The sequence below is a fragment of the Winogradskyella sp. R77965 genome (genome assembly GCF_044594915.1).
Lineage (GTDB): Bacteria > Bacteroidota > Bacteroidia > Flavobacteriales > Flavobacteriaceae > Winogradskyella.
The window spans coordinates 41,938-64,228 of record NZ_CP138990.1 but is presented as its reverse complement, the minus strand read 5'-3'; the positions used below and the strand labels follow the sequence as shown (position 1 = coordinate 64,228).

The 22,291-nt window shown below is 33.1% G+C and carries 19 protein-coding genes; 4 read left to right on the top strand and 15 right to left on the bottom strand.

The genetic code is table 11. The annotated features are described in order from the left end of the window. Positions 1-36: 36 nt before the first annotated feature. The 4 genes from SJY34_RS00280 to SJY34_RS00265 form a co-directional block, all read right to left on the bottom strand. Positions 37-189 carry a DUF4295 domain-containing protein gene (locus SJY34_RS00280; protein WP_008271041.1) on the bottom strand — a complete coding sequence of 51 codons (153 nt, stop codon included), beginning with the start codon at positions 187-189 and terminating at the stop codon, positions 37-39. A gap of 9 nt (positions 190-198) precedes the next feature. Then, entirely contained in the window at positions 199-381 is a 183-nt protein-coding gene (rpmG, locus tag SJY34_RS00275; RefSeq protein ID WP_008271040.1) for a 50S ribosomal protein L33, read from the bottom strand. 25 nt (positions 382-406) lie between these two features. Beyond that, entirely contained in the window at positions 407-643 is a 237-nt protein-coding gene (gene rpmB, locus SJY34_RS00270) for a 50S ribosomal protein L28 (protein WP_400077805.1), read from the bottom strand. A 115-nt stretch (positions 644-758) separates the two neighbouring features. Continuing rightward, positions 759-2,003, bottom strand: a complete 1,245-nt coding sequence (locus SJY34_RS00265; RefSeq protein ID WP_400077803.1) for a competence/damage-inducible protein A — start codon at positions 2,001-2,003, stop codon at positions 759-761. Positions 2,004-2,095: 92 nt separating this feature from the next. Between SJY34_RS00265 and SJY34_RS00260 the strand changes: the two genes are divergently transcribed. Beyond that, a complete protein-coding gene (locus SJY34_RS00260; RefSeq protein WP_400077802.1) occupies positions 2,096-3,127 on the top strand; it encodes an acetamidase/formamidase family protein in 1,032 nt (343 codons plus the stop codon). Between the two features lie 2 nt (positions 3,128-3,129). Here the strand turns inward: SJY34_RS00260 and SJY34_RS00255 are convergent, their stop codons facing one another. From SJY34_RS00255 to SJY34_RS00220, 8 genes are all read right to left on the bottom strand, one after another. Then, positions 3,130-3,471: an Hpt domain-containing protein gene (locus tag SJY34_RS00255; protein ID WP_400077800.1), complete on the bottom strand. Its 342-nt coding sequence runs from the start codon at positions 3,469-3,471 to the stop codon at positions 3,130-3,132. Beyond that, on the bottom strand, positions 3,472-4,083 hold the full coding sequence (locus tag SJY34_RS00250; protein WP_400077798.1) for a fumarylacetoacetate hydrolase family protein: 612 nt from the start codon (positions 4,081-4,083) through the stop codon (positions 3,472-3,474). It abuts the gene before it with no gap. A gap of 114 nt (positions 4,084-4,197) precedes the next feature. Next, complete coding sequence (locus tag SJY34_RS00245) at positions 4,198-5,115, bottom strand: carboxypeptidase-like regulatory domain-containing protein (protein WP_400077796.1); 918 nt, start codon at positions 5,113-5,115, stop codon at positions 4,198-4,200. Between the two features lie 38 nt (positions 5,116-5,153). Further along, entirely contained in the window at positions 5,154-5,930 is a 777-nt protein-coding gene (locus SJY34_RS00240; protein WP_400077794.1) for an exonuclease domain-containing protein, read from the bottom strand. 236 nt (positions 5,931-6,166) lie between these two features. After that, positions 6,167-7,537: a dihydrolipoamide acetyltransferase family protein gene (locus SJY34_RS00235; protein ID WP_400077792.1), complete on the bottom strand. Its 1,371-nt coding sequence runs from the start codon at positions 7,535-7,537 to the stop codon at positions 6,167-6,169. An 88-nt stretch (positions 7,538-7,625) separates the two neighbouring features. After that, positions 7,626-8,729 (bottom strand): glycosyltransferase family 2 protein, encoded by a 1,104-nt coding sequence (locus SJY34_RS00230; protein ID WP_400077790.1) that lies wholly within the window; start codon positions 8,727-8,729, stop codon positions 7,626-7,628. 7 nt (positions 8,730-8,736) lie between these two features. After that, positions 8,737-9,354 carry a recombination mediator RecR gene (recR, locus tag SJY34_RS00225; protein WP_400077788.1) on the bottom strand — a complete coding sequence of 206 codons (618 nt, stop codon included), beginning with the start codon at positions 9,352-9,354 and terminating at the stop codon, positions 8,737-8,739. 87 nt (positions 9,355-9,441) lie between these two features. Continuing rightward, positions 9,442-11,985, bottom strand: a complete 2,544-nt coding sequence (locus SJY34_RS00220; protein WP_400077787.1) for a VPS10 domain-containing protein — start codon at positions 11,983-11,985, stop codon at positions 9,442-9,444. 76 nt (positions 11,986-12,061) lie between these two features. Between SJY34_RS00220 and SJY34_RS00215 the strand changes: the two genes are divergently transcribed. After that, complete coding sequence (locus tag SJY34_RS00215) at positions 12,062-13,528, top strand: sodium:solute symporter (RefSeq protein WP_400077785.1); 1,467 nt, start codon at positions 12,062-12,064, stop codon at positions 13,526-13,528. A 146-nt stretch (positions 13,529-13,674) separates the two neighbouring features. Then, the gene (locus SJY34_RS00210; protein ID WP_400077783.1) at positions 13,675-16,926 is read left to right on the top strand and encodes a VCBS repeat-containing protein; all 3,252 of its coding nucleotides are present in this window, start codon (positions 13,675-13,677) and stop codon (positions 16,924-16,926) included. Positions 16,927-16,946: 20 nt separating this feature from the next. Here the strand turns inward: SJY34_RS00210 and SJY34_RS00205 are convergent, their stop codons facing one another. Further along, positions 16,947-17,309, bottom strand: a complete 363-nt coding sequence (locus tag SJY34_RS00205; RefSeq protein ID WP_400077781.1) for a CoA-binding protein — start codon at positions 17,307-17,309, stop codon at positions 16,947-16,949. Between the two features lie 98 nt (positions 17,310-17,407). Between SJY34_RS00205 and SJY34_RS00200 the strand changes: the two genes are divergently transcribed. Next, positions 17,408-19,852 (top strand): TonB-dependent receptor domain-containing protein, encoded by a 2,445-nt coding sequence (locus tag SJY34_RS00200; RefSeq protein ID WP_400077779.1) that lies wholly within the window; start codon positions 17,408-17,410, stop codon positions 19,850-19,852. Between the two features lie 339 nt (positions 19,853-20,191). Here SJY34_RS00200 and SJY34_RS00195 read toward each other — a convergent pair whose 3' ends face one another. Beyond that, positions 20,192-21,298 carry a heparin lyase I family protein gene (locus tag SJY34_RS00195; RefSeq protein ID WP_400077777.1) on the bottom strand — a complete coding sequence of 369 codons (1,107 nt, stop codon included), beginning with the start codon at positions 21,296-21,298 and terminating at the stop codon, positions 20,192-20,194. Between the two features lie 361 nt (positions 21,299-21,659). Beyond that, a complete protein-coding gene (locus tag SJY34_RS00190) occupies positions 21,660-22,217 on the bottom strand; it encodes a hypothetical protein (protein WP_400077775.1) in 558 nt (185 codons plus the stop codon). Positions 22,218-22,291 lie beyond the last annotated feature (74 nt).

The following is a 22,291-nucleotide window of genomic DNA, read 5'->3' as shown; positions in this document are numbered from 1 at the left end:
TGAAAGCAGTTTACTAAATCTATATATAAATAAAGATTATTTCTTGTTTAAAAAGTCATTGACAAATTCTGGTGCCATTACTGATTCTACGAACATGTAAGCTCCAGTTTTTGGTGATTTCACCATTTTTATCGCTTTTGTCAAACGCTTTGATCCTGTCTGTAAAGATGCTACTGATTTCTTTGCCATGTCTGTTAGTTATTTAATTTCTTTATGAACTGTCATACGCTTAAGGATAGGATTAAATTTTTTAATCTCCATACGGTCTGGCGTATTCTTTTTATTCTTAGTTGTAATATATCTAGAAGTTCCTGGTTGACCAGAAGCTTTGTGCTCTGTGCACTCTAAGATAACTTGTATTCTATTTCCTTTCTTTGCCATTATAAATTGACTTTAGCGTACGCTATTATTTGTAAAATCCTTTTGCTCTAGCTTCTTTTATTGCTGCAGATATACCAATTTTATTGATAGTCTTTAATGCAGATGTAGAAACTTTTAATGTTACCCACTTATCTTCTTCAGGAATGAAAAAACGCTTTTTAACTAAATTAGCATTAAACTTGCGTTTTGTTTTATTCATAGCGTGAGAAACGTTGTTTCCAACCATCGCTTTTTTCCCTGTAAGTTCACAAACTCTTGACATTGTATTCTTTCTTTAGGTCTATTATTTTTTTCTGTTTATAATACATCCGAAAAATGGTTATTTTAAAACAGGGTGCAAATTTAATAAAACTTTGAGGTTTAGCAAAAATATATATCTACTTTTTTTTAATTTCTTTTTGAAGCATTTCAAGGGCTTTATTTTTTGCTTTCGTAGTTACTTTTTCTCTATGATTTCCAAAGTTAAAAACTTCTGAATACACCTCATCTTTTGTTGCTATAGCTATCCAAACCGTACCAACTTCTGCATCTGAATCTCCCTTAGATGGTCCTGCGTTACCTGTAGTACTTATAGCATAGTCGCTATTGAATAACATACGTACATTTTTTGCCATCGATTCCGCGACTTCTTTACTTACTACAGAATTGGTCTTAATATCACCTTCAGAAACATTTAAAATATTTATTTTAGATTCTGTGGCATAACTCACAATACTCCCTTTAAAGTATTTAGAAGCTCCTGGATTAGCTGTAAATGCTTGTGCTATGTTTCCTCCTGTACAACTCTCTGCGATAGATAAAGTCTTTCCCATTTTTGTTAGTTGCACGCCAATTACGGCTTCAATAGACTTATCTTCTTCAAAACCTACAAAAACATCTTCTATTTGAGGTAACAATAAGGCAACTTGCTTTTCTATTTCGGCTTTAACTATGACTTTATCCATAGCTTTTCCCGATAATCTCAATCTTACTCTTCCTAAACTAGGTAAATACGCTAACTTTATAAAACTTGGCAAATTATCTTCCCAAGCTTCAATACGTTCTGCTAATGAACTTTCACCCAAACCATAGGTTAATATAGTTTTGTGCATTATAAACGGAAACTTAAATTGGTCTCTAAGCTTAGGAATAACTTGGTCTAAAATTAAAGCCTTCATCTCGTAAGGAACACCCGGAAGCGACACAAATACCTTTCCTTTCTTGTCCATCCACATTCCTGGAGCAGTGCCATATTTATTCATTAACACCTTTGCTTTAGAGGGCACTAGAGCTTGATGCTTATTAACATCTAAAAGTGGTATATTATACTTTGAAAATAACTGTTCAACATTAGCCAGCACCGCTTTGTCTTCCACTAAAGTATCATTAAAATAATGACACAAAGTACGTTTGGTAATATCGTCTTTAGTAGGACCTAGTCCGCCAGTAATGATTATAATATCTGCATTTTCTTCGGCTTCCTTAAGTGCTTTTAAGATATGTGCTTTTTCATCTTGAACTGATGTGATCTGAAATACGGAAACACCAATTTTATTGAATTCTTTAGCAAGAAATGCTGAATTAGTGTCTACAATCTGACCAATAAGGATTTCATCTCCAATAGTAATAATTTCAGCAGTCAATGGCTCTCGGTTTTTAATTAAAAATCAAAGTTAAGGCTATATCGTATTTTATTTATTAATTTAAGGGACAATTATTTTAAATTTTAGTAATTATGATCAACCAACATACTTTTAAATCTTTAGGAACTTTTTTACTTTGTTTTATATTGTTATTTCAATGTCAAGAAAAAAAGGAAGCTAAAACCGAAACTGTTCTTGAAGTTAAAAACAGCTTAGAACCAGATTTCACCCTCACCAAAGATCAAACGCATAATAAATTTAGCAGTTCAATTCCACCAATTCTCACAGTAAAATCTGGAGCTATTATTGAAGCGTATACTGAAGATGCTAGTGATGAACAGTTTGATTTAAATTCTACGGTTGAAGATTTAAAGACTCTTGACTTTGAGCCTATTCATCCCTTAACAGGTCCCGTTTTTGTTGAAGGTGCCAAACCTGGTGATGTTTTAAAGGTCACCTTACATACTGTTGACGTTGGAGATTGGGGTTGGAATTCTATCTATCCTGGTTTTAGTTTCGTTGCAGATTCGATAAAAGGTGAATATTTAAGAATTTATAATTTAAAAGATGATAAAACACAAGTTAAATTCAATGATTCTATAACACTGAAACTAAATCCTTTTCCTGGCGTGATGGGAGTTGCACCACCAAACTCAGAGCTTCTATCTACCATTCCTCCAAGGGCTAATGGAGGGAATATGGATGACCCACATATGACAGCTGGAACCTCTATTTATTTCCCCGTATTTGTTGAAGGCGGTTTATTCTCTATAGGAGATGGTCACGCAGTCCAAGGAAAAGGTGAAGTTTGTGGAACTGCTATAGAAGTTCCTTTAAGAGTCGTTTATAAAATTGAATTAATTAAAGGTAAAACTATTAAGGAACCTCACTACGAAACCGATGACTACTATGCCACTACAGGCTTTGGCACTTCTTTGGATATTGCTGCAAAAAAAGCAACACTCTACATGGTACGATATTTAATGGACGAACATAATTTAAGTGAAGAAGAAGCATATGCCTTATGCTCCTTAGCTGGTGATTTAAAAATTGCTGAGACTGTCGATGTACCTCATATGCTTGTAACAATGCATATGTCTAAAGAAATACTAGCAATTAAATAGCTTTACAAGCTAAAGTCTGAACGAATCTCGTTGATTGCATTTTCTACTGCCGTAAGAACGGTTTGAAGCTGTGCATCAACACTTTTATCCGTCTGTTCAAATTTTCCCCAATCTTGTACTTCGATGAGTCTATCTAAAACACCTAGCTCAAATAAATCTATTGTAGGTTTCATTTTGTGTGCTGCTTGATAAACTTCTTTATAGTCTTTTGCTGGCACAGCCGTTCTCAAACGCTCTGCATCTTCTGGCACTTCTTCTAAAAAAGCTGCCGCTAAAGCTGCAACAAAATCCTCATCGTTATCGGCCATTTCGCGTACGCGATGTAGTTTATAATATTCTGGCATTTATTTTATTTTTATAGAAAACAATTCCTCGTTTTCAATATATCCTGTTAGTCTATCTTCTGCAAAAACCTTACCAACTCCTGCTGGAGTTCCTGTAAATATAATATCTCCAATTTTTAAAGTAAAATATTTTGACACATATTCTATAAGTTCATCAATTTTCCATAGCATCAATTCTGTGTTTCCTTGTTGAACCACCTCATCATTTTTCTTTAAACTGAAGTTAATCTTATTAAGATCTTCAAATTGAGTCTTTGGTAACCAATTCCCTATTACTGCAGCACCATCAAAGGCTTTAGCTTTTTCCCAAGGCAAGCCTTTGGCTTTAAGCTGCGCTTGGAGATCGCGTGCTGTAAAATCAATACCAAGTCCTATTTCGTCATAATATTTGTGTGCAAATTTTTTATCGATGTGCTTCCCTACTTTTTTGATTTTCACTAATACTTCAACCTCGTGATGTACATCACCTGAAAAATCTGGAATAAAAAACGGTTGTTTCTTTAACAAAATTGAAGTGTCAGGTTTTAGAAAGACCACAGGATCTGTTGGTTTTTCGTTTTCTAGTTCTTTAATATGGTCTGTGTAATTGCGACCTATGCAGATTAGTTTCATATTCATTTCCTGCGAAGGCAGGAATCTTATTAATTAAATTTTTAATTTTTATTGTGGATTCCGCATCACACTTCGACTACGCACAGTGGGACAGTGCGGAATGGCAACAGCCATTTAATTTGACAAAGTTAAGGATATTGCGGGAATTAAATAGTCATTTTCCTTAACATGAGGCATTTTAAATTGAAGCCATTGGCCTTGTGTAAAAACAGCTAAACGATAGTCTTCATCCTTTCGTTTTTGCCATGAAAGTCTTGGTGCATATCTTATTTCTGTATACTTTTTTTTAGTTATACCTTTACCTTTAGTATAGGTAAAATTATAAGCATTAAAAGGAATATGTAACCATTCTAAAGCTACAAAAATTCCACTTTCCGGAAAGACAATATCATACTCGGAAACATCCACAATAACTTCCCTCTGCTTTTTTGTAGTTTCAATTATTAAACTTTTAGTTATTAAATCTTTACCAGGAAAACTATCAATACCAACAGAGTATAGACGCAACCTCGACTTTGATGGCATCGATTTACGTCCTAAATCTTTCTTATTCAAATGAATTTTTACTTGATTTAAATATTCTGTTTTTTGGTAAGAAACTTCAAATGGAATATACAGTGCGAAAATATATGGATGATTTTTAAAGCCTCCAAAACCTCCTAAAATATCTTTTTTTCTTATCGGATTAATCTCTAAAAAATCATTTTCAAACTTTTCAGAAATCACAACTTCATCTAATTGTTCTACCAACGGTTGAAGCGATATTTTCTCAATTTTTAAAAATTTAGAAATTACCAAAGTTGTGTCCTGGTAACCTAATGATGATAAGTTTACTCTTTTATTTAAATCAGCATCTTCGATAGTTAAAGAATAATTGCCATCTTCATCACTCGATGTTCCTATTTGAGAATCGAGAATTGAAATATTAACATATGGAATAGGTTCTTTAGTAACTTTATCTAGAACCAACCCTTTTGCAATTTTTTCTTGAGAAAAGACTACAAATGGTATTAGAAAGAACAGAAATTTCATAAATCGAAGAATAAGATTCCTGCTTTCGCAGGAATTTGTTAGCTCAATTTATTATTAAACTGACGCAACTTTATAGCAGTTAACACTTTTTTAGTATATAAAGGAAAATCTGCATTAAGCAACCAACCAAAATAACCTGGTTCTTTTTCCATAACATCAACCACCTTTTTTCCTTTGTGTTTACCGAATGAGAAACACTCTTCACCTTCTTTATTAAAGATTAAAAACCCTGCGAAGTCAGCAAACTTTTTTCGTGAGCTAAATTCTGCTAAGAATTTGGTATCATTTTCTAGTTCTTCGTATTTAGATATCTGCGCTTTTAGGACTTCGTATGTCGCTTTGGTATCCGCTTCTGCACTATGCGCATCACTTAAATCCTTGTCACAATAGAATTTATAAGCAGCTACTAAAGTTCTTTGCTCCATTTTATGAAAAATAGTCTGAACATCTACAGATTGTCTTCCTTTCATATCAAAATCTATGTCTGCTCTAAGCATTTCTTCTGCTAATAAAGGAATATCAAAACGATTAGAGTTAAAACCACCCAGATCTGAATCCTTTATCATATTATAAATTTCCTTAGATAATTCTTTAAAGGTCGGTTTGTCTGCAACATCTGCATCTGATATACCATGTATAGCCGTCACCTCAGCAGGAATTGGCATCTCAGGGTTAACAACCCAAGTTTTAGTATCTTCCTTACCATTAGGATGAACTTTAAGTATTGATATTTCTACTATTCTGTCTTTTGAAATGTTGATTCCTGTAGTTTCTAAATCGAAAAAACAGATAGGCTTTGTTAGGTTGAGTTGCATTGTTTTTGTTTTGAAAATCAAAGATAAATAGAATATGTAGAATAGCCTTAGTTGTAATAAAAAAGCTGACTTGACTTTGTAAATTTTAAAAGCTAACTTCGTTTAACGTTTGATATAAGTCATTAAAACGGACTCATCTCAAACGTTAAACGAAACTCTTAAAAAATAAAAAAAAGCACAGTTATATAACTGTGCTTTTCGCTTTTGTATAATGAGATTCCTGCTTCCACAGGAATTTATATCTCTCGACTAGAATCCCACGACTCTAAATAGTCTTTTACATATTTTACAAACTGGCCACCAAGCGCACCATTGACTACTCTGTGGTCGTAAGAATGCGACAAGAACATTCTATAGCGAATACCAATATAATCACCTTCTGGACCTTCAATAACCGCAGGCACTTTTCTAATGGCACCTAAAGCTAAAATACCAACTTGAGGTTGGTTAATAATCGGTGTTCCCATAATACTGCCAAACGTACCTACGTTAGTTACAGTATATGTACCTCCTTGTATATCATCTGGAGCTAATTTATTCTCTCTGGCACGCGTCGCTAAATCGTTAACACGTTTTGCCATACCAAATAAATTTAACTGATCTGCATTTTTAATTACTGGCACAATTAGATTACCATCTGGTAAAGCAGCAGCCATACCTACATTAATAGCTCTCTTTTTGATGATAGAATCTCCTTGAACAGAGATATTCATCATTGGGAATTCTTTTAAAGCTTTTGTAACCGCTTCCATAAAGATTGGAGTAAAGGTTAAATTTTCGCCTTCTCGAGTCATAAAATCCTCCTTAACTTTCTTTCTCCAATTCCAAATCGCAGTCACATCTGCTTCTATAAATGACTGTACATGTGCAGATGTCTGTATAGAATCTACCATATACTTAGAAATGAGTTTACCCATTCGACTCATTTCAATAATTTCATCATCACCAGAAGTACTTATTGGTTTTTCTATAGCTTTTTCCTCGGTATGCTTAACTGGAGCTTTTGCAACTGTTTTTTGCTTAATAACAGGTTCTGTTTTAGGAACTTCAACTTTAGCCAAAACTGGTTCAGTTGTCTGAACTGGTGAAGCACCACGAGATTCTAGATAGGCTTTTATATCATTCTTTGTAACACGATTATCTTTTCCTGTTCCAGGAATAGCATCGAGTTCGCTTTGAGAAATACCTTCTTGTTTTGCTATATTTTTTACTAATGGAGAATAAAAACGATCTTCTGAAGAAATTACAGGTTCCACCGAAGTTTTTGCAGCGACAACAGTTTGAGCAACTTCAGCAACTGCTTTAGGAGCTTCTAGCTCAGCAGCTGGTTCTGGCTCTGCAGCTTTTACCTCAACAGTATCTCCACCTTCTATTTCAATCACTGCAAGGGTTTGTCCGACTTGTACAACATCATCTACATTGAATAGCTTTTCTACCAAAACACCATCAACTTCACTTGGAACTTCACTATCTACTTTATCTGTTGCTATTTCTAAAACGGCTTCATCAGATTCAATAGTATCTCCTACATCTTTAAGCCATGAGGTTATAGTCGCTTCCGCAACACTCTCTCCCATTTTAGGTAACTTAAGTTCAAACTTTGCCATATTTATAATTTGAAGGTCTTTATTCTGTAATCGGTTGCAAAATTACTAAAAAAAGCGATATTTTATTGGTTTTAATTCAAATATAACTCTATAAAAAACGTATTATTTCGCCTCTCGCAACAGCACTATCGCTTCCGAGGATAAATTTACTGTTTTTCGGTAATAATCTAAAAACTATATTTTCTTGTTTAGATTTTTTCTTCATATCCTCAATAACATCCTGTGTTTTCAATATACTTAAATCGTAGATAACCATAGTGTTGTCTGGTATAGTGTCTTTAATTTTGGTTCGAATAGCTACAGGCTTTGATAATTGTGTTTTTAAGGATTCTTCTACTTCATTAGAATAAATCACTATGTTTTGCCATGTTACTTTTATTGAATTTGGGCGCTTTCTAAGACTATATGCTAGCTTAATAGCTAACCAAACTGCCATGTTGAATAATATATGACTCTTAAAATGTTTTTTATAGAATATCTGCATAGCACCATAAAAGCGTTTTGCATATTTAGCATCTTTTAAAGTGCTTTCTCCTTTAAAATGAATTACGGTAGTTTCACCAAAATAATAGTTATCGTAGCCAGCTTTTAATACTTTATAAGACAAATCGATATCTTCTCCATACATAAAATAGTCTTCGTCAAATCCGTTAACTGCTTCATAAACTTCCTTTTTGAGAAACATAAATGCGCCAACTAACACTTCAACTTTACCTTTAGAGTCTATTGCTAACTGATTGGCATAGTAGTCTTTATCATTTCCAAGTATCTTTTTTAAAGATACTTCTGGGCTTGGAATATTTCGTTTGCTTTCTGGAAGAAATTCACCTTTACCATCAATGAGCTCACAACCAACAATACCAACATTTTCTTTAGTAGCTGCAAAAGCAATGAGTTTTGTAAATGTGTCTTCGGCAACTACTGTATCTGGATTCAGAATACATAAATATTCGCCTTTAGTATGTGCTACACCAATGTTATTTCCTTTAGAAAATCCTAAATTTTCCTTATTCTCAATTAACTTAACTGAAGGAAATAACTCACTAATCATTTTGCAGCTATCATCTGGCGAGTTGTTGTCAATAACTATGATTTCGGCGTCAATAGTTTCTATCGCTTTTTCGACACTCTTTAGACATAGTTCTAAAAAGTAACGCACATTATAATTAAGTATAACTACAGATAGCTTCACAGTTTCATCAAGATTTTAAAGAAGCTTCAAAAGGAACACGATCTATGATGCTCCGACCTAATGTAATTTCATCTGTATATTCTAATTCATTTCCTGCTGCAACACCTCTAGCTATCGTAGACGTTGCTACATTGTAATCTTGAATTTGTCTAAAAATGTAGAAGTTAGTCGTATCACCTTCCATCGTTGGACTCATCGCAAAAATTAGTTCTTTTACTTGACCTAATTTCACTTTTTCAACTAAAGAATTAATATTTAAATCTTGAGGACCAATGCCGTCCATAGGTGAAATTTTCCCGCCTAAAACATGATACAGTCCTTTAAAAGAACTTGTGTTTTCTACAGCCATCACATCTCTAATATCCTCAACTACACATATTAATTCGCTATTTCTATTTGGGTTTTCACAAATTTCACATAACACCTTATCGCTTATATTATGGCAAGATTTACAGAAATTAATTTCAGCTCTCACCTTTGATAATGCATCTGCTAATTGAAAGGTTTGATTTTCTGGTTGTCTTAATAAATGTAAAACCAAACGTAGAGCTGTACGCTTACCTATACCAGGTAATTGCGACATTTCGTTAACTGCATTTTCTAAGAGTTTAGATGAAAATTCCATAATTGCGAAGGTACTGAATTTTAGACATTAAAAAGTCCGGTTATAATTGAGTTATAATCGGACTTTTTAATGTCTAAAATTGTATTACTATTTTAAAATAAGTTTTTTAGTGATTTCCCCTTTTGTACTATTCAATTTTACAAAATAAACACCTGAATCAAACGAAGATACATCAATTCCATGTGCGTTTAACAAATTGATTTTCTTACCATAGAATACTATTTTACCTTGAGTATTGAAGATTCTTACACTGACCTCTTCTGAATTATCCCATTTAAGATTTACCTCATTCGTTGTGGGATTTGGATACATGTTAAAATCATTCAACTCAAAATCTTTAATATTTAAGCTTGAACCGTATAGACTAGATCTCCATAATCCTCTACCATAAGTCGCGGCATATAATTTTCCGTCTACTTCATTAATTTCTAATTCGTTAATTCTAACATTTGGTAACCCATTATTAAAGGCAGACCATGAGTTTTCTGAATCGTTATCTATATAATAAACACCATAATTCATACCGACGTAGAGACCATCTTTACCATTATTTTGCCAAGCTAAGGCTTGCGCCATAAAATTGGGTAAATCATATCTCATCGACGACCATGTTAGTCCACCGTCTGAACTCATATACACCTTTTCACTATTCGTTGTAGCTACTGCAACTTTATTAGAATCAGTTGGGTGTATTGCAATTTCATTGATTCTGGTATTTCCGGTAAGACCTAAAGGCACAATAGTCCATGTACTGCCTCCATCTAAAGTATTTCTCAATACACCATTAATAGCACAATACATGATTTGATTGTTACTTGGTGCGATTTTAAAATGATCTATGTCAGTTACAAAATTAGGAGAAATAGATATCCAACTATCACCAGAATCAATTGATTTATAAATTTCATCAAAGGCAACATAAATTGTATTTTGCACTATTGGGTCTTGCTCAAACGGGACTACCCAGTTCCAATTAGAATCTCCACCCTTGTCATCTGGTTGTGTCAAATTAGATAAGTCGCTATCTGAAGAATTATACTGTGTTTTATTTAAGGATCCAAATTGTGTGGTTCCGTACATTATTGTAGGGTCATTTTTATCTACAAAGCCTTCCATTCCATCAGCACCAAGCCAATCCGTCCAATTACCATCTTCTCTCAGTGTGGATGTTCCGTTATCTTGCGATCCTCCCGTAATTACTACGGGATCTGTTTGACTAACACCTATTCTGTAAAATTGCCTTATTCCCAATCCTGGTGTTAAATCAGTATAATAATCAGAGTTAACTGTTATTGGGTCATCCGCCCTGAATATACCACCGTCTGTTCCTACATAAAGTTTTGCATCAGATCCACTACCAGCAAAATGTAATAAGTCTACATCGGCATGGCAATATCCTATACCCAAATTAGAAGCATTATTAGGAACCCATTGTGAAGTTATGTTAAAGCTCTCTCCTCCGTCTGTTGATCTCCAGGTATTAATACCTGCAATATGCACATCATTAAAATCATTCGGATTAACAGTAATGTCCATATCTCTTGGAGCTTGACCCAAATTATCGTCGCCATCAGTAGCATATCCAAAGTAATTTATGTCATGACTTTGCTTTGTAAAGGTATTACCACCATCATTTGACACATAAAGTCCACCAAAGATTCCACCATCAGCTTCTAAAACATAGACAACACTAGGATTACTCTCCGAAACGCCTATCATTTTTGGTCCATTAGAAAATTCGTCAGCTCCCGATCCTGTTATCTTCAAGAAACTTGTTCCACCATTAGTAGAAATATAAAACTCACTACCCGAAGCATAGATAACATTTGGATCATTTGGTTTAAATTCAAAATCATAACCTGTATTTGTAGACACAAAAAAAATTGAACTCCAAGAAGCACCACCATCAACTGATTTATACAAACCGTTTCCTTGAATACTAGTATACATTTTAGATGTATTGGTAGGATCGATTAAAATTTTGTTCACTATGCCACCACCAGATAAATCGGCATGAAGAGACCACGTAGATCCGCCATTATTAGATTTAAAAATCGTTCCACCTGTTGAACCCCAATAATATATATTACTATTTGAAGGATCAATAGTAAGCGAATAAACATCTATATTAGCAAGATTGTCCGTAAGAACTGTCCAAGTTAATCCTCCATCTATACTTTTCCAAACCCCTCCTGTTTCGCTACCAACAATTATATGATCTAAATTATTTTCATCTACAGCAATAGAAGTAATTCTGCCGACACCTGGATTCCAACCTGAAGTGGCATCCCAGTATGTTGGACCCATTTCTTCCCAAGTGCCAACGGTTGTTCTCGACGCTAAACCCTCAATATTTTCTTCAGCATTATAATTTTGTAATTCGTTGTAATAAAACTGTGGCGACTTTAATTTACCCGTTTCATCCATTGCGCGCTCTGCAAAATATTGCCAGCGTTTAAATATTTTAAAACCTGTACCTCGTCCTCTCCCGATTGAATCAAAATGCTGTTCTGCAACTCGAGATATATAATCTACAGTATAATTTCCATCAGTAATCAATTCGCGATAATCTTGACTATATACATTAAAAACGATCGTTCCTAACACAATCAATAAAAGTGTCTTTTTCATAAAAATGGGATTTTAGGTAGCTTTTTTTTTCAAAAGTACTATTTTTCATAAAATTTTTTTGTTAAAAAGTGTTCTTATGAGTCCAACTTCGATATTAATCTTGATTGCTGGTTATTTCGCTTTGCTAGTGATAATTTCGTATTTCACAGGTAAAGACGATAGCAATGATGTATTCTTTAAGGCGAAAAGACAGTCACCTTGGTATATTGTAGCATTCGGTATGATTGGCGCATCACTTTCCGGTGTTACCTTTATATCTGTTCCAGGAATGATTGGTGGAGAACAATTTGCGTACATGCAAGGTGTCCTTGGATTCTTTGTTGGCTATCTATTTATCTTAGCTGTTCTAATTCCGATTTATTACAAATTAAATGTTACTTCGATATATCAATATTTAGAACAACGTTTTGGCTATATCAGTTACAAAACAGGAGCCTTTTTCTTTTTACTTTCTAGAGTAACTGGTGCCTCTTTTAGATTATTTTTAGTAGCTCTTGCTATGCAGTATATTGTTTTTGAGCAAATAGGAGTACCTTTTTGGTTAACCGTTGTCATTTCCATTTTATTAATATGGTTATATACAAACCGAGGTGGCATTAAGACTATTGTTTGGACAGATACTCTGCAGACACTAGCCATGTTAACTTCTGTTGGAGTAGCTATTTATTTAATAAATGCAAAGTTAGAATGGTCTTATTTTGAATTTTTAAGCTCTTCAGAATTTAAAGCAAAAGGACAAATTTTCTTTTTTGATGATCCCAATGCTAAAACTTATTTCTGGAAATATTTTATAGGTGGATTTTTTATAGCTATTGCTATGACTGGTTTAGATCAAGACATGATGCAAAAAAATCTAACTTGCAAAAATCAAAAAGAAGCAAAGAAAAATATCTTTAGCATGGCGACATTGCTCATTTTTGTCAATTTTGTGTTCCTATCTTTAGGTGCTTTATTATTTATCTATTCGGAAAAATTTAACGTTAATATTCCTGTTTTAGATGGAAGAACAAGAACAGATTTGTTATTTCCCGAAATTGCTATGAATCAAGAATTAGGCTCTGCATTAGCTATTACTTTTATTATTGGATTAATTGCAGCCGCTTATTCTAGCGCAGATAGTGCTTTAACATCTTTAACAACATCATTTAGTGTAGATTTTTTAAATATTGAAAATCGTCCAAAAGACCAACAAAAGCCGTTGCGAAAAAAAGTGCATATAGCTGTTTCAGTTTTATTGATATTAGTCGTTATTCTGTTTAATATGCTCGAAGGAAACGTCGTCAGCAACCTCTTTAAATTTGCAACTTTCACATATGGTCCTTTGCTTGGATTATTTGCATTCGGCATTTTAACCAAATATGAAATAAAAGACAAATATGCGTGGATTGTGGCTTTACTGTCAATTGTCTTAAGTTTTATGATTACTTCATTACCTGAATCAATAATTGGAACTTATAAATTCCATTGGGAAATTCTTCCACTTAATGGTTTGATTACCTTTTTGGGCTTACTACTAATTAGAAAAAAGAGCTCATCTAACTGATAGTAAATAGTTTATAAAAATAACCTTAGTATTACAGGGTATTTTAATTCTAGATCACTAGATTATAAAAATTGAAGCATAATTACTTTAGTTAAAGGTTTGTTAAAAAATGGTTATTTTTGTTTGGTTGACTAACCATCGCACAAATGAAAAAAATATCCCTTACTCTGGTTGTAATACTTCTATTGCTAGCCTGTTCTGACGATGCAGAAAATGTAACCCATACGCCTAATTATGTTCTTAATAAATTATCAGAGGACGTTACTGGTGTCAATTTTTCAAATATAGTTTCTGAAGATGCTGAGCATAGCATTATCAATTACATTTACTATTACAATGGTGGTGGAGTTGCCTCAGGAGATGTTAACAATGACGGCCTTACTGATTTGTATTTTGTATCTAACATGGGAGACAACAAATTGTATCTAAACAAAGGCAATTTACAATTTGAAGACGTTTCTAAGACAGCTAATATCTCTGGTAACTCAAGCTGGAACACAGGAGTTACAATGGTAGATATTAATAATGACGGATTATTAGATATCTATGTGTGTGCAGTTTCTGGTCTTTTAGATTTTGAAGGACACAATGAACTTTTTATTAATAATGGAGACGGAACATTCACTGAAAAAGCAAAAGACTATGGACTAGACTTTAAAGGGTATTCTACGCAAGCTTACTTTTTCGATTACGATAAAGATGACGACCTAGATATTTATATCGTAAACCATGCTGTACATACCACACTATCTCATGGAAAAGCCGAATTAAGACATAAGAGGGCACCATTAGTCGGTGACGTTTTACTAAATAACAACAACGGAAACTTCACTGATGTCAGTGAAATGGCAAATATTTTTGGTGGAGTTAATGGCTATGGATTAAGTGCTTCAGTAGCAGATTTTAATAACGATGGTTGGGACGACATCTATGTGTGTAATGATTTCCATGAAGACGATTATTACTATCTCAACAACCAAGATGGTACATTTACAGAAAGTCTTGCAGATGCATTTACTACTATGAGTAGATTCTCAATGGGAAGTGATGCTGCAGATATCAATGGTGATGGCTATCAGGATATTATGACTTTAGATATGTTACCTAAAAGTGAGCGTATTTTGAAGGAGACCGAAGGAGATGATGCTATGCTAAACATGCAAACTCAACTAAAGAAATTAGGTTATAAAGATCAATATTCTAGAAACATGCTACAGATTAATAATTCTGGAGGCTACTTTCATGAAACAGCTCTATTAAACAAAGTTGCGGATACAGATTGGAGTTGGGCTCCATTATTTGCAGATTTTAATAACGATGGTCACCAAGATTTATTTATTTCTAACGGAATTTTAAGGCGCCCTAACGGATTAGACTTTAAAAAATATGTGTCTAGTGCATTTAGAGGACGCTCAGAAAAAGATGGATTAGCATGGTTGTTTAATTCTATTGGAGAAATGACTAGTGGTAAAGTGACTAATGAAATTTTTGAAGGTAATTCTAAAACGTTTAAAAATAAAACAGGTGATTGGATAGAGAATGTGCCTAATCTTTCTAACGGAGCAATTTATGTAGATCTCGACTTAGATGGTGATTTGGATTTAGTAACCAATAATTTTGGCGAAACGGCCGGTATATATAAAAATACTACTGACAGCACAAAAAATTATATTGCTTTAGATTTTGAATATAAAGGAGCAAATAAAGAAGGTATTGGTCTTAAAGCTATTGTTTATAATAACGGAAAACATCAATTGAAGCAATTGTTTAAGTCTAGAGGTTTCTTATCTTCTCTAGACAGTAAATTGTATTTTGGAATTGATGATGCAACAGCAATTGATTCCATTCAGATTATCTGGCCAAATAATGAATTTCAAACACTTAAAAACCCGAAGATAAATGATGTTCTAACTGTGACTTACTCTGAAGGAAATAACACTTACAATTACGACAATATTGCTAAAGCTAAACCAATTTTTAAGAAAGAAAATCTCTTTGAGTTTACTCATGTTGAAGATAATTATAATGATTTTAAAGAAGAGAAATTAATTCCTTATAAAATTTCGACTTTGGGTCCAGCGATTGCCAAAGCAGATATTGATAGTAATGGCTTTGATGATATTTTTATTGGAAGCGCATCAGGAGAGGAATCATATATATTTATGAATAGTGGCGTTGGTTTCACAGAAATGAATATTTCAGAAATTGAAAACGATGCTATTTTTGAAGATAATGATGCTGAATTTTTTGATGCAGATAACGATGGTGATTTAGACTTATATGTTGCTTCTGGTATCAACAAAACTAAAGCTAAAAAATTCCAAGAAGATCGTCTCTACATTAATGAAAACGGAAAATTTATTCGTTCTCAAAAACAAATTCCTTTAAACGCATTAGTAACTGCAACAGTTAATGCTTATGACTATGACAAGGATGGAGATATAGATTTGTTTGTCGGCAATCTGGCTAATGCAAATGATTCCGGACAACCTGTAAACTCATATGTTTTAGATAATGATGGAAAAGGTAATTTTTCAAAAACTCAAGATTTTGAGTTACTTTCTCAGGTAACCTCTGCCAAATGGGAAGATATAAATGGTGATAACATTAAAGATTTGTTGGTTACTACAGAATGGGATGCTCCAAAATTTTATATTAATAACAATGGTAATTTACAGTTAATAAATCTACCAGAAAATATGAATGGTCTATGGCAATCTATTTCAACATTTGATATTGATAAGGATGGCGACAAAGATGTTTTATTGGGAAATTGGGGACTTAATACCAAGTTCAACCTTAACTTTGATGGCCCTTTAGCAAAGTATCATTCAGATTTTGACAAGAATGGTAAAAATGAAACACTTATTGCTTATAACAAAGGAGGAAAATATTATCCTTTAAACTCTAAGGACGAGATGGCAGGACAGATGAATGTGATAAATAAAATCTACGTTGATCATAAAAGTTATGCTGGTAAAACTATTGAAGAGGTTATAACTAAAGGATCTATTGGACTAGCAGAGAAATTTGAAGCACATACGCTGGCTTCAGGTTATCTAAAAAATGATAATGGTAAATTCACTGAATTTGTCGAATTTCCAGATGCATTTCAATTGGCTCCAATTAATACGTTTTCTGACATAGAAATTGACGGAAATTCACAATTACTCATAGGTGGAAATTCATATAAAGTTAATACCTATCATGGATCATACAATGCTTTAAAAGGACTTCTGGTTAAAGATGAATCTAATTATCAACCTGTTTCAAATTATGGTATGCAACCTTTTAATGGGCAAATAAAACAAATTGAAACTATTAAAATGAAGACTAAAAACCTAGTGATAATTCTGAGTAATGATAACGAATTAAAGCTCTATTCTTATAAAGAATAACTCATAATTCCTTATCAGCTTCAATACTGACCAGTCGCTAGAAGAACTAAAGTACAAGCCACTTCATAATCTATATTGCTTTTTTTCAAGATGTTATAAAATTTGGGATTCTCGGTTCCTGGATTAAAAATAACGCGCTCAGGTTTTAACCCAACAATATAATCGTAATAAGCTTCTTGTCGTTTTGGATTTAAGTACAAAGTTACCGTATCTATACCTTGGTAAGGTAATAACTCTGTATCAATAATCACATCGCTAACCGTCCCTTCCCTAAGTCCAAAGGCCTTAACCTCGTGATTATATGTTCTTAATCTATTTACAGCAATATTAGAATATCGCTCTGTCTTCAAAGAAGCTCCAAGAACTAATGTTTTTTTCTTCATTATGTTAAAAAGATGTTAAGTAATGTTAAATAAAGTAACATAGTGCAAATGTAGTCGTCTATCCATTAACGAACTTTCATCAATCAAAAAATCAATCAATGAAACATTTATTTGTAATGTTTGCTATGCTATTTTCTGCATTGGCATTCTCCCAACCCAACTCTAACGAAGACATTAAAAACGGTTCTGTATCAGGACGCGTTATTGATGCAAAACTCAATCAGCCACTACCTTATGTAAATATCGTTATAAAAGACGTAAATGATAAAATTATTACAGGTGGTATTACCAATGATGATGGCACTTTTAAAATTGAAAAAATTCCTGAAGGAGACGTCATTGTTTCTATTCAATTTGTAGGCTATAAAACTGTTGATCAACCTGTTAAGTTAGGTAGAGGAAACTACAAGGTAGATTTAGGAGATATTAAATTAGAAGAAGAAGCAACAGGTCTAGATGAAGTTACAGTTGTCGCAGATGTATCAACCATTCAACAAAAAGTTGATCGAAAAGTTATTACCATTGGTAAAGATTTACAAACAGCTGGTGCAACGGCAAGTGAAATTATGAATAATCTACCCTCAGTTAGTGTAGATCAGCAAACAGGTTCTATAAGTTTGCGTGGAAATCAAAACGTACGTGTAATGGTAGATGGAAAATTATCTAACATTCCTGCCGAACAATTATTAAAACAAATTCCATCCACTTCCATAAAGAGCATAGAATTAATCACCAATCCTTCAGCAAAATATAATCCTGAAGGTATGAGCGGTATTATAAATATTGTTCTTCATAAAAACACTCAGATTGGTTTTAATGGTAATATAAATGTTGGTTTAAATTATGACATTGAGCCTAAGTTTAATGGCTCAATAGATGCTAATTATCGTAACGGAAAATTCAACTTTTATGGTTCTTACAATAATAGTGTCGCAAAAAACTTTAATTACGGACGCATCAATAGAGTTGAACAACAAATCAATCAAAACTTCGACATTTTAAATAATAACAAATCGAATTTATTCAAAGTAGGTGTAGATTATTATTTAAACGAAAAGAATACCATTTCAATATTCACCAATCAAAATATTTTTGACGGATGGACTGATGTTAATACTCGCATTGCCTATGTATTAGATCCTTCTTTAGACCAATCACAGGCAATTAGAGGTGACAATGAAAACGATTCTCAGCAATATAATTTTAATTATAAGCACGATTTTGACGAAGAAGGCCAGAATATTGAACTAGAAGTAGATCATAATATATTTAACGGCTTTGGAGGCACTAACAATACATTTTTTAGTGCGCAACGTCCTAACTTTATTGAAGACACTAATACAGACAGAAACCGTACAACTGTAAACTTAGATTATGTAAAACCATTATCTGAATCTGTAAAACTAGAATTAGGTTTACAAGCTCGTTTGTTTGATAATAGTATTTTTTACCAATCTGATGGACGAGAACAAAATATGGCTGGAGATTACATCCCAACAACAACACGATTTGACTATACCAGAGATATCTACTCAGCGTATGCAACTTATGGTAAAACGTTAGAGAAGTGGAGTTACCAAGTTGGATTAAGAGCAGAATCTGTGAATGTAGATTCTGAAGCATTTCGAAGAGACTTACAAGCAAACGATGATTTGGTTATACCCTTTGAAAACGATTATTTCGAAGTTTATCCTTCTGCATTTTTCACCTATACACCAACAGAAAAAAACTCATATCAATTTAGCTATAGTAGAAGAATTGATCGCCCAGGAATCGGACAAGTAAATCCATTACCAGAATTTAATACGGCTTTGATTTCTCAATTCGGAAATCAAGAATTATTGCCTCAGTTTACAAATTCTGTTGAAACCAACTACACCAGAAAACTTAAAAAAGGGAGTATAACAGCTGGTATATTTTACAGAATTATCGAAGACGAAATACAACAAGCCATCTTGATAGATCGCACTAACCTAGATCGTTTAATTCTTACGAATTTAAATTTCGATAATACCACGGCTTATGGCGTAGAACTATCATCTAATTATCGCCCTACAAAATGGTGGAGTATCAATGCGAGTTTCGATTTGTTTTCACAAACACAAAAGAGTATAGCAGAATCGTTTGATGATAATCAAAATATTCTTTTAAATACTGTAGAAGTAGATAACGTGGCTTGGAATCTTAGAGCATTCAACAACTTTAAGGCGTCTAAAAGTTTAAGCTTTTCAGTCTTTGGAATGTATAGAGGAAAGAACAAAAACATTCAGTTTGAAATGGAAGATATGCTCATGGTTAACTTAGGTATGCGCTATAACTTTATGGAAGGACGCGCTAACTTTAGTTTAAGCTATAATGACATTTTCGACACCATGTTTGCACAGTTTAGTGGTCAAAGACCATTTCTACAGCGTGGACAATTTGATTTTGAAAGTCAACAAATCTCTGGTCGTTTGTCCTACCGTTTTGGTGGAGGAAAATACAGAGCTAAATCTCGTAAACGAAGAGATAATGACGAGAAAGAAGGAGGAGGCATATTTTAACATTATAGAGTGTCACATTCAACCTTTTAGAATGTCTTTAAGATAAATAAATGAAATATTTAATAGTTGACAAAAATAGTTGATGGTTAGTGTTATTGTATGACTATTAAATAAAGAAAACCCGAAACAAATGTTTCGGGTTTTTGTTAAATACACGTTAAACTCATCTAAACATGAAATAAAAACAGAAGTATTACGTCTATAGTAATGAGATAAGTTTTAAGTAATAGTAATTATAAATGAAAATTTATAATAGTGTTAGTTAAGTTGGTTAATAGTTAAAAAGCCCAGACAATTATATTGTTTGGGCTTTTTTGACTATTAAAATAATAATTACAACTAAATTTCTGTGATGCTAAAATCGGCAAATAACACCGTTTCATCTCTGAGATCTTGCTCATTGATTAGACTTCTGTAGATTCCCCATTTTGGTCTTACAAAAGTGGCACCTGGTCGCCAATTTATAATTGATGGATTTGAATAATCAAATAGAATTGTACCATTGCTCACGTTTTTTATTTCTATTTCATAGGTTCCTGATGTACCATATTTTATGGTCTCCGTAACTTCAACCCAAGTATCAATCAAAGGAGCTAATTCAGTTTCCGATACCGTAACTTGGTTATCTGTTTCGGCATAACGTAATTGAAGTTTATCTGGACTCCCTTTTCTAGTTGTTAAGGTATACATAGGCATACTCTCTAAAGATCCACCTACTGACTTTAGCTGATGTATATGTGTAAAATTTGGAGAGGACTGAAACCCAGATTTTAATTTGAATTTCCATTTATAAACTACTGTTTCGTTTTCTACTCCAAGTAAATTATCTGGAGATTGACCATACGTTTTTATTTCATTTCGTTGTCTATCAAAGCTGATACAACGATCATTGTCTGGAGAAACATGGATATAAAATTGAAACACATTGGTATTTAATTCGTTATCAAAAATTTCATCGATATGATCACCAAATGCAGCATGATTGCAATCCGGTACTTCTATTGGGTTATGACCTGGAGCTAAGACCGAAGTAATTAAATCATATGTACCTCCTGGTCCATCAGCATTTAGCTCAACACTTTCTGGGCTTGGTGGTTCAATTTCTTTTATAAGTGTAATGGTGACTGAATTATTGGATGGGTTTGTATCGATGTATTCGTTCTGAAACCCTGTTTTAAAACCAATTGAAGCATTAACCTGAGTCGTATCTGCATTAAACGTTTGTTGTTTTTCTGTTTCACTAACTAGGGCACTGCCATAACTGTAGCTTAATACGCTTTCTAATTTTTGAGTTAAATCGTTAGAATCCGTCCAAGTCACTGTACTTACCGACGACGTTATTGAAATATCAGTCGTTATTGGTTGTGTAGTTTCCTCATTGTCACTACAACTTATAAAAGTAGAATGAAGACTAATTATAAATACTAAAAGGACAAGTTTTCTCATGATTCAATATAAATGAAATCCATTAATTTTATCAAGGAATTTAACATTTAATAATAACATCCTACGTCCATAAATTGCTTTATTTAAATCATAAAATGAAGCTTACCTTCTGCGGCTGGGATATTTAAAAGTCCCTGTTTTTGTTAAAATGATGCAACGGTATAGTGTATGATTTCGTTGCGTGTTTAAGCACCTAATTTAGTAAATACAAACTGAATAGAAAATTCTCGAGGATTTTCGAAAGTAGGCTAGAACTAGCAATAAATTATATTCGGTTTTGACATGTCGTTTTTTTATATTTCCCCGAACTAGAATACGACTATTTGTTTAAAAGTTCGATTTAGTAATCCCGATATTTTTGTTAGTCTTTGAGCATTCTATTTTGAATATCGTTATACTCTTCTGGGAATTTAAGTGCTTCACTTTCAAATTCTCTAAGAACTGTATTTATCAGCCATTTCCCTTTTATTTTGACCAGTTGTAGAGTATTTACAGCTCTAGCTCCAATCGAATCTTTTGTATTGAAATAATAGGCGTGATAACTTATTCGATGCGCTATTCCACCAAAATATTGAGTTTTACCAGCTATTTCAAATTCTTCCATTAAGGTTAAATTTCCATCGCTTATTGATTTTTGAAAACTAAGTATAGCATCCTCTAACGAGACAGTGGAAAGTTCACCATTTGCTGCTGTTTGAATTGATGCTGTAGAAGTAAAATAACTTCTTATCTCTTCGAAATCTAATTCGTCAGCACTATCAAAACTCCATGCTCTATAAGCATCTGTTACAGTTTTGTTTATATCCGCTTCAGTTTCTGAAATAACTTCTTTATCCATAGGTATTTGTTTAATTTCCTTAGCTAGATTGCAGGATACTAAGATTAAAACAATAATAAAAGATGTCATTAACTGTTTCATAGTTTAGTTGTTTAATATTATCAGCAAAGTAGGTTTTCTTAAATGCACGCCAACACATGAATATACACAGCTTT

Excerpts from the sequence above, each read along its gene's own strand:
- SJY34_RS00240 (WP_400077794.1), bottom strand. The coding sequence starts at position 5,930 with ATGCAACTCAACCTAACAAAGCCTATCTGTTTTTTCGATTTAGAAACT.
- SJY34_RS00280 (WP_008271041.1), bottom strand. The coding sequence starts at position 189 with ATGGCAAAGAAATCAGTAGCATCTTTACAGACAGGATCAAAGCGTTTG.
- SJY34_RS00235 (WP_400077792.1), bottom strand. The coding sequence starts at position 7,537 with ATGGCAAAGTTTGAACTTAAGTTACCTAAAATGGGAGAGAGTGTTGCG.
- SJY34_RS00260 (WP_400077802.1), top strand. The coding sequence starts at position 2,096 with ATGATCAACCAACATACTTTTAAATCTTTAGGAACTTTTTTACTTTGT.
- SJY34_RS00190 (WP_400077775.1), bottom strand. The coding sequence starts at position 22,217 with ATGAAACAGTTAATGACATCTTTTATTATTGTTTTAATCTTAGTATCC.
- recR (WP_400077788.1), bottom strand. The coding sequence starts at position 9,354 with ATGGAATTTTCATCTAAACTCTTAGAAAATGCAGTTAACGAAATGTCG.
- SJY34_RS00255 (WP_400077800.1), bottom strand. The coding sequence starts at position 3,471 with ATGCCAGAATATTATAAACTACATCGCGTACGCGAAATGGCCGATAAC.
- SJY34_RS00205 (WP_400077781.1), bottom strand. The coding sequence starts at position 17,309 with ATGAAGAAAAAAACATTAGTTCTTGGAGCTTCTTTGAAGACAGAGCGA.
- SJY34_RS00200 (WP_400077779.1), top strand. The coding sequence starts at position 17,408 with ATGAAACATTTATTTGTAATGTTTGCTATGCTATTTTCTGCATTGGCA.
- SJY34_RS00195 (WP_400077777.1), bottom strand. The coding sequence starts at position 21,298 with ATGAGAAAACTTGTCCTTTTAGTATTTATAATTAGTCTTCATTCTACT.
- SJY34_RS00215 (WP_400077785.1), top strand. The coding sequence starts at position 12,062 with ATGAGTCCAACTTCGATATTAATCTTGATTGCTGGTTATTTCGCTTTG.
- SJY34_RS00210 (WP_400077783.1), top strand. The coding sequence starts at position 13,675 with ATGAAAAAAATATCCCTTACTCTGGTTGTAATACTTCTATTGCTAGCC.
- rpmB (WP_400077805.1), bottom strand. The coding sequence starts at position 643 with ATGTCAAGAGTTTGTGAACTTACAGGGAAAAAAGCGATGGTTGGAAAC.
- rpmG (WP_008271040.1), bottom strand. The coding sequence starts at position 381 with ATGGCAAAGAAAGGAAATAGAATACAAGTTATCTTAGAGTGCACAGAG.
- SJY34_RS00250 (WP_400077798.1), bottom strand. The coding sequence starts at position 4,083 with ATGAAACTAATCTGCATAGGTCGCAATTACACAGACCATATTAAAGAA.
- SJY34_RS00245 (WP_400077796.1), bottom strand. The coding sequence starts at position 5,115 with ATGAAATTTCTGTTCTTTCTAATACCATTTGTAGTCTTTTCTCAAGAA.
- SJY34_RS00220 (WP_400077787.1), bottom strand. The coding sequence starts at position 11,985 with ATGAAAAAGACACTTTTATTGATTGTGTTAGGAACGATCGTTTTTAAT.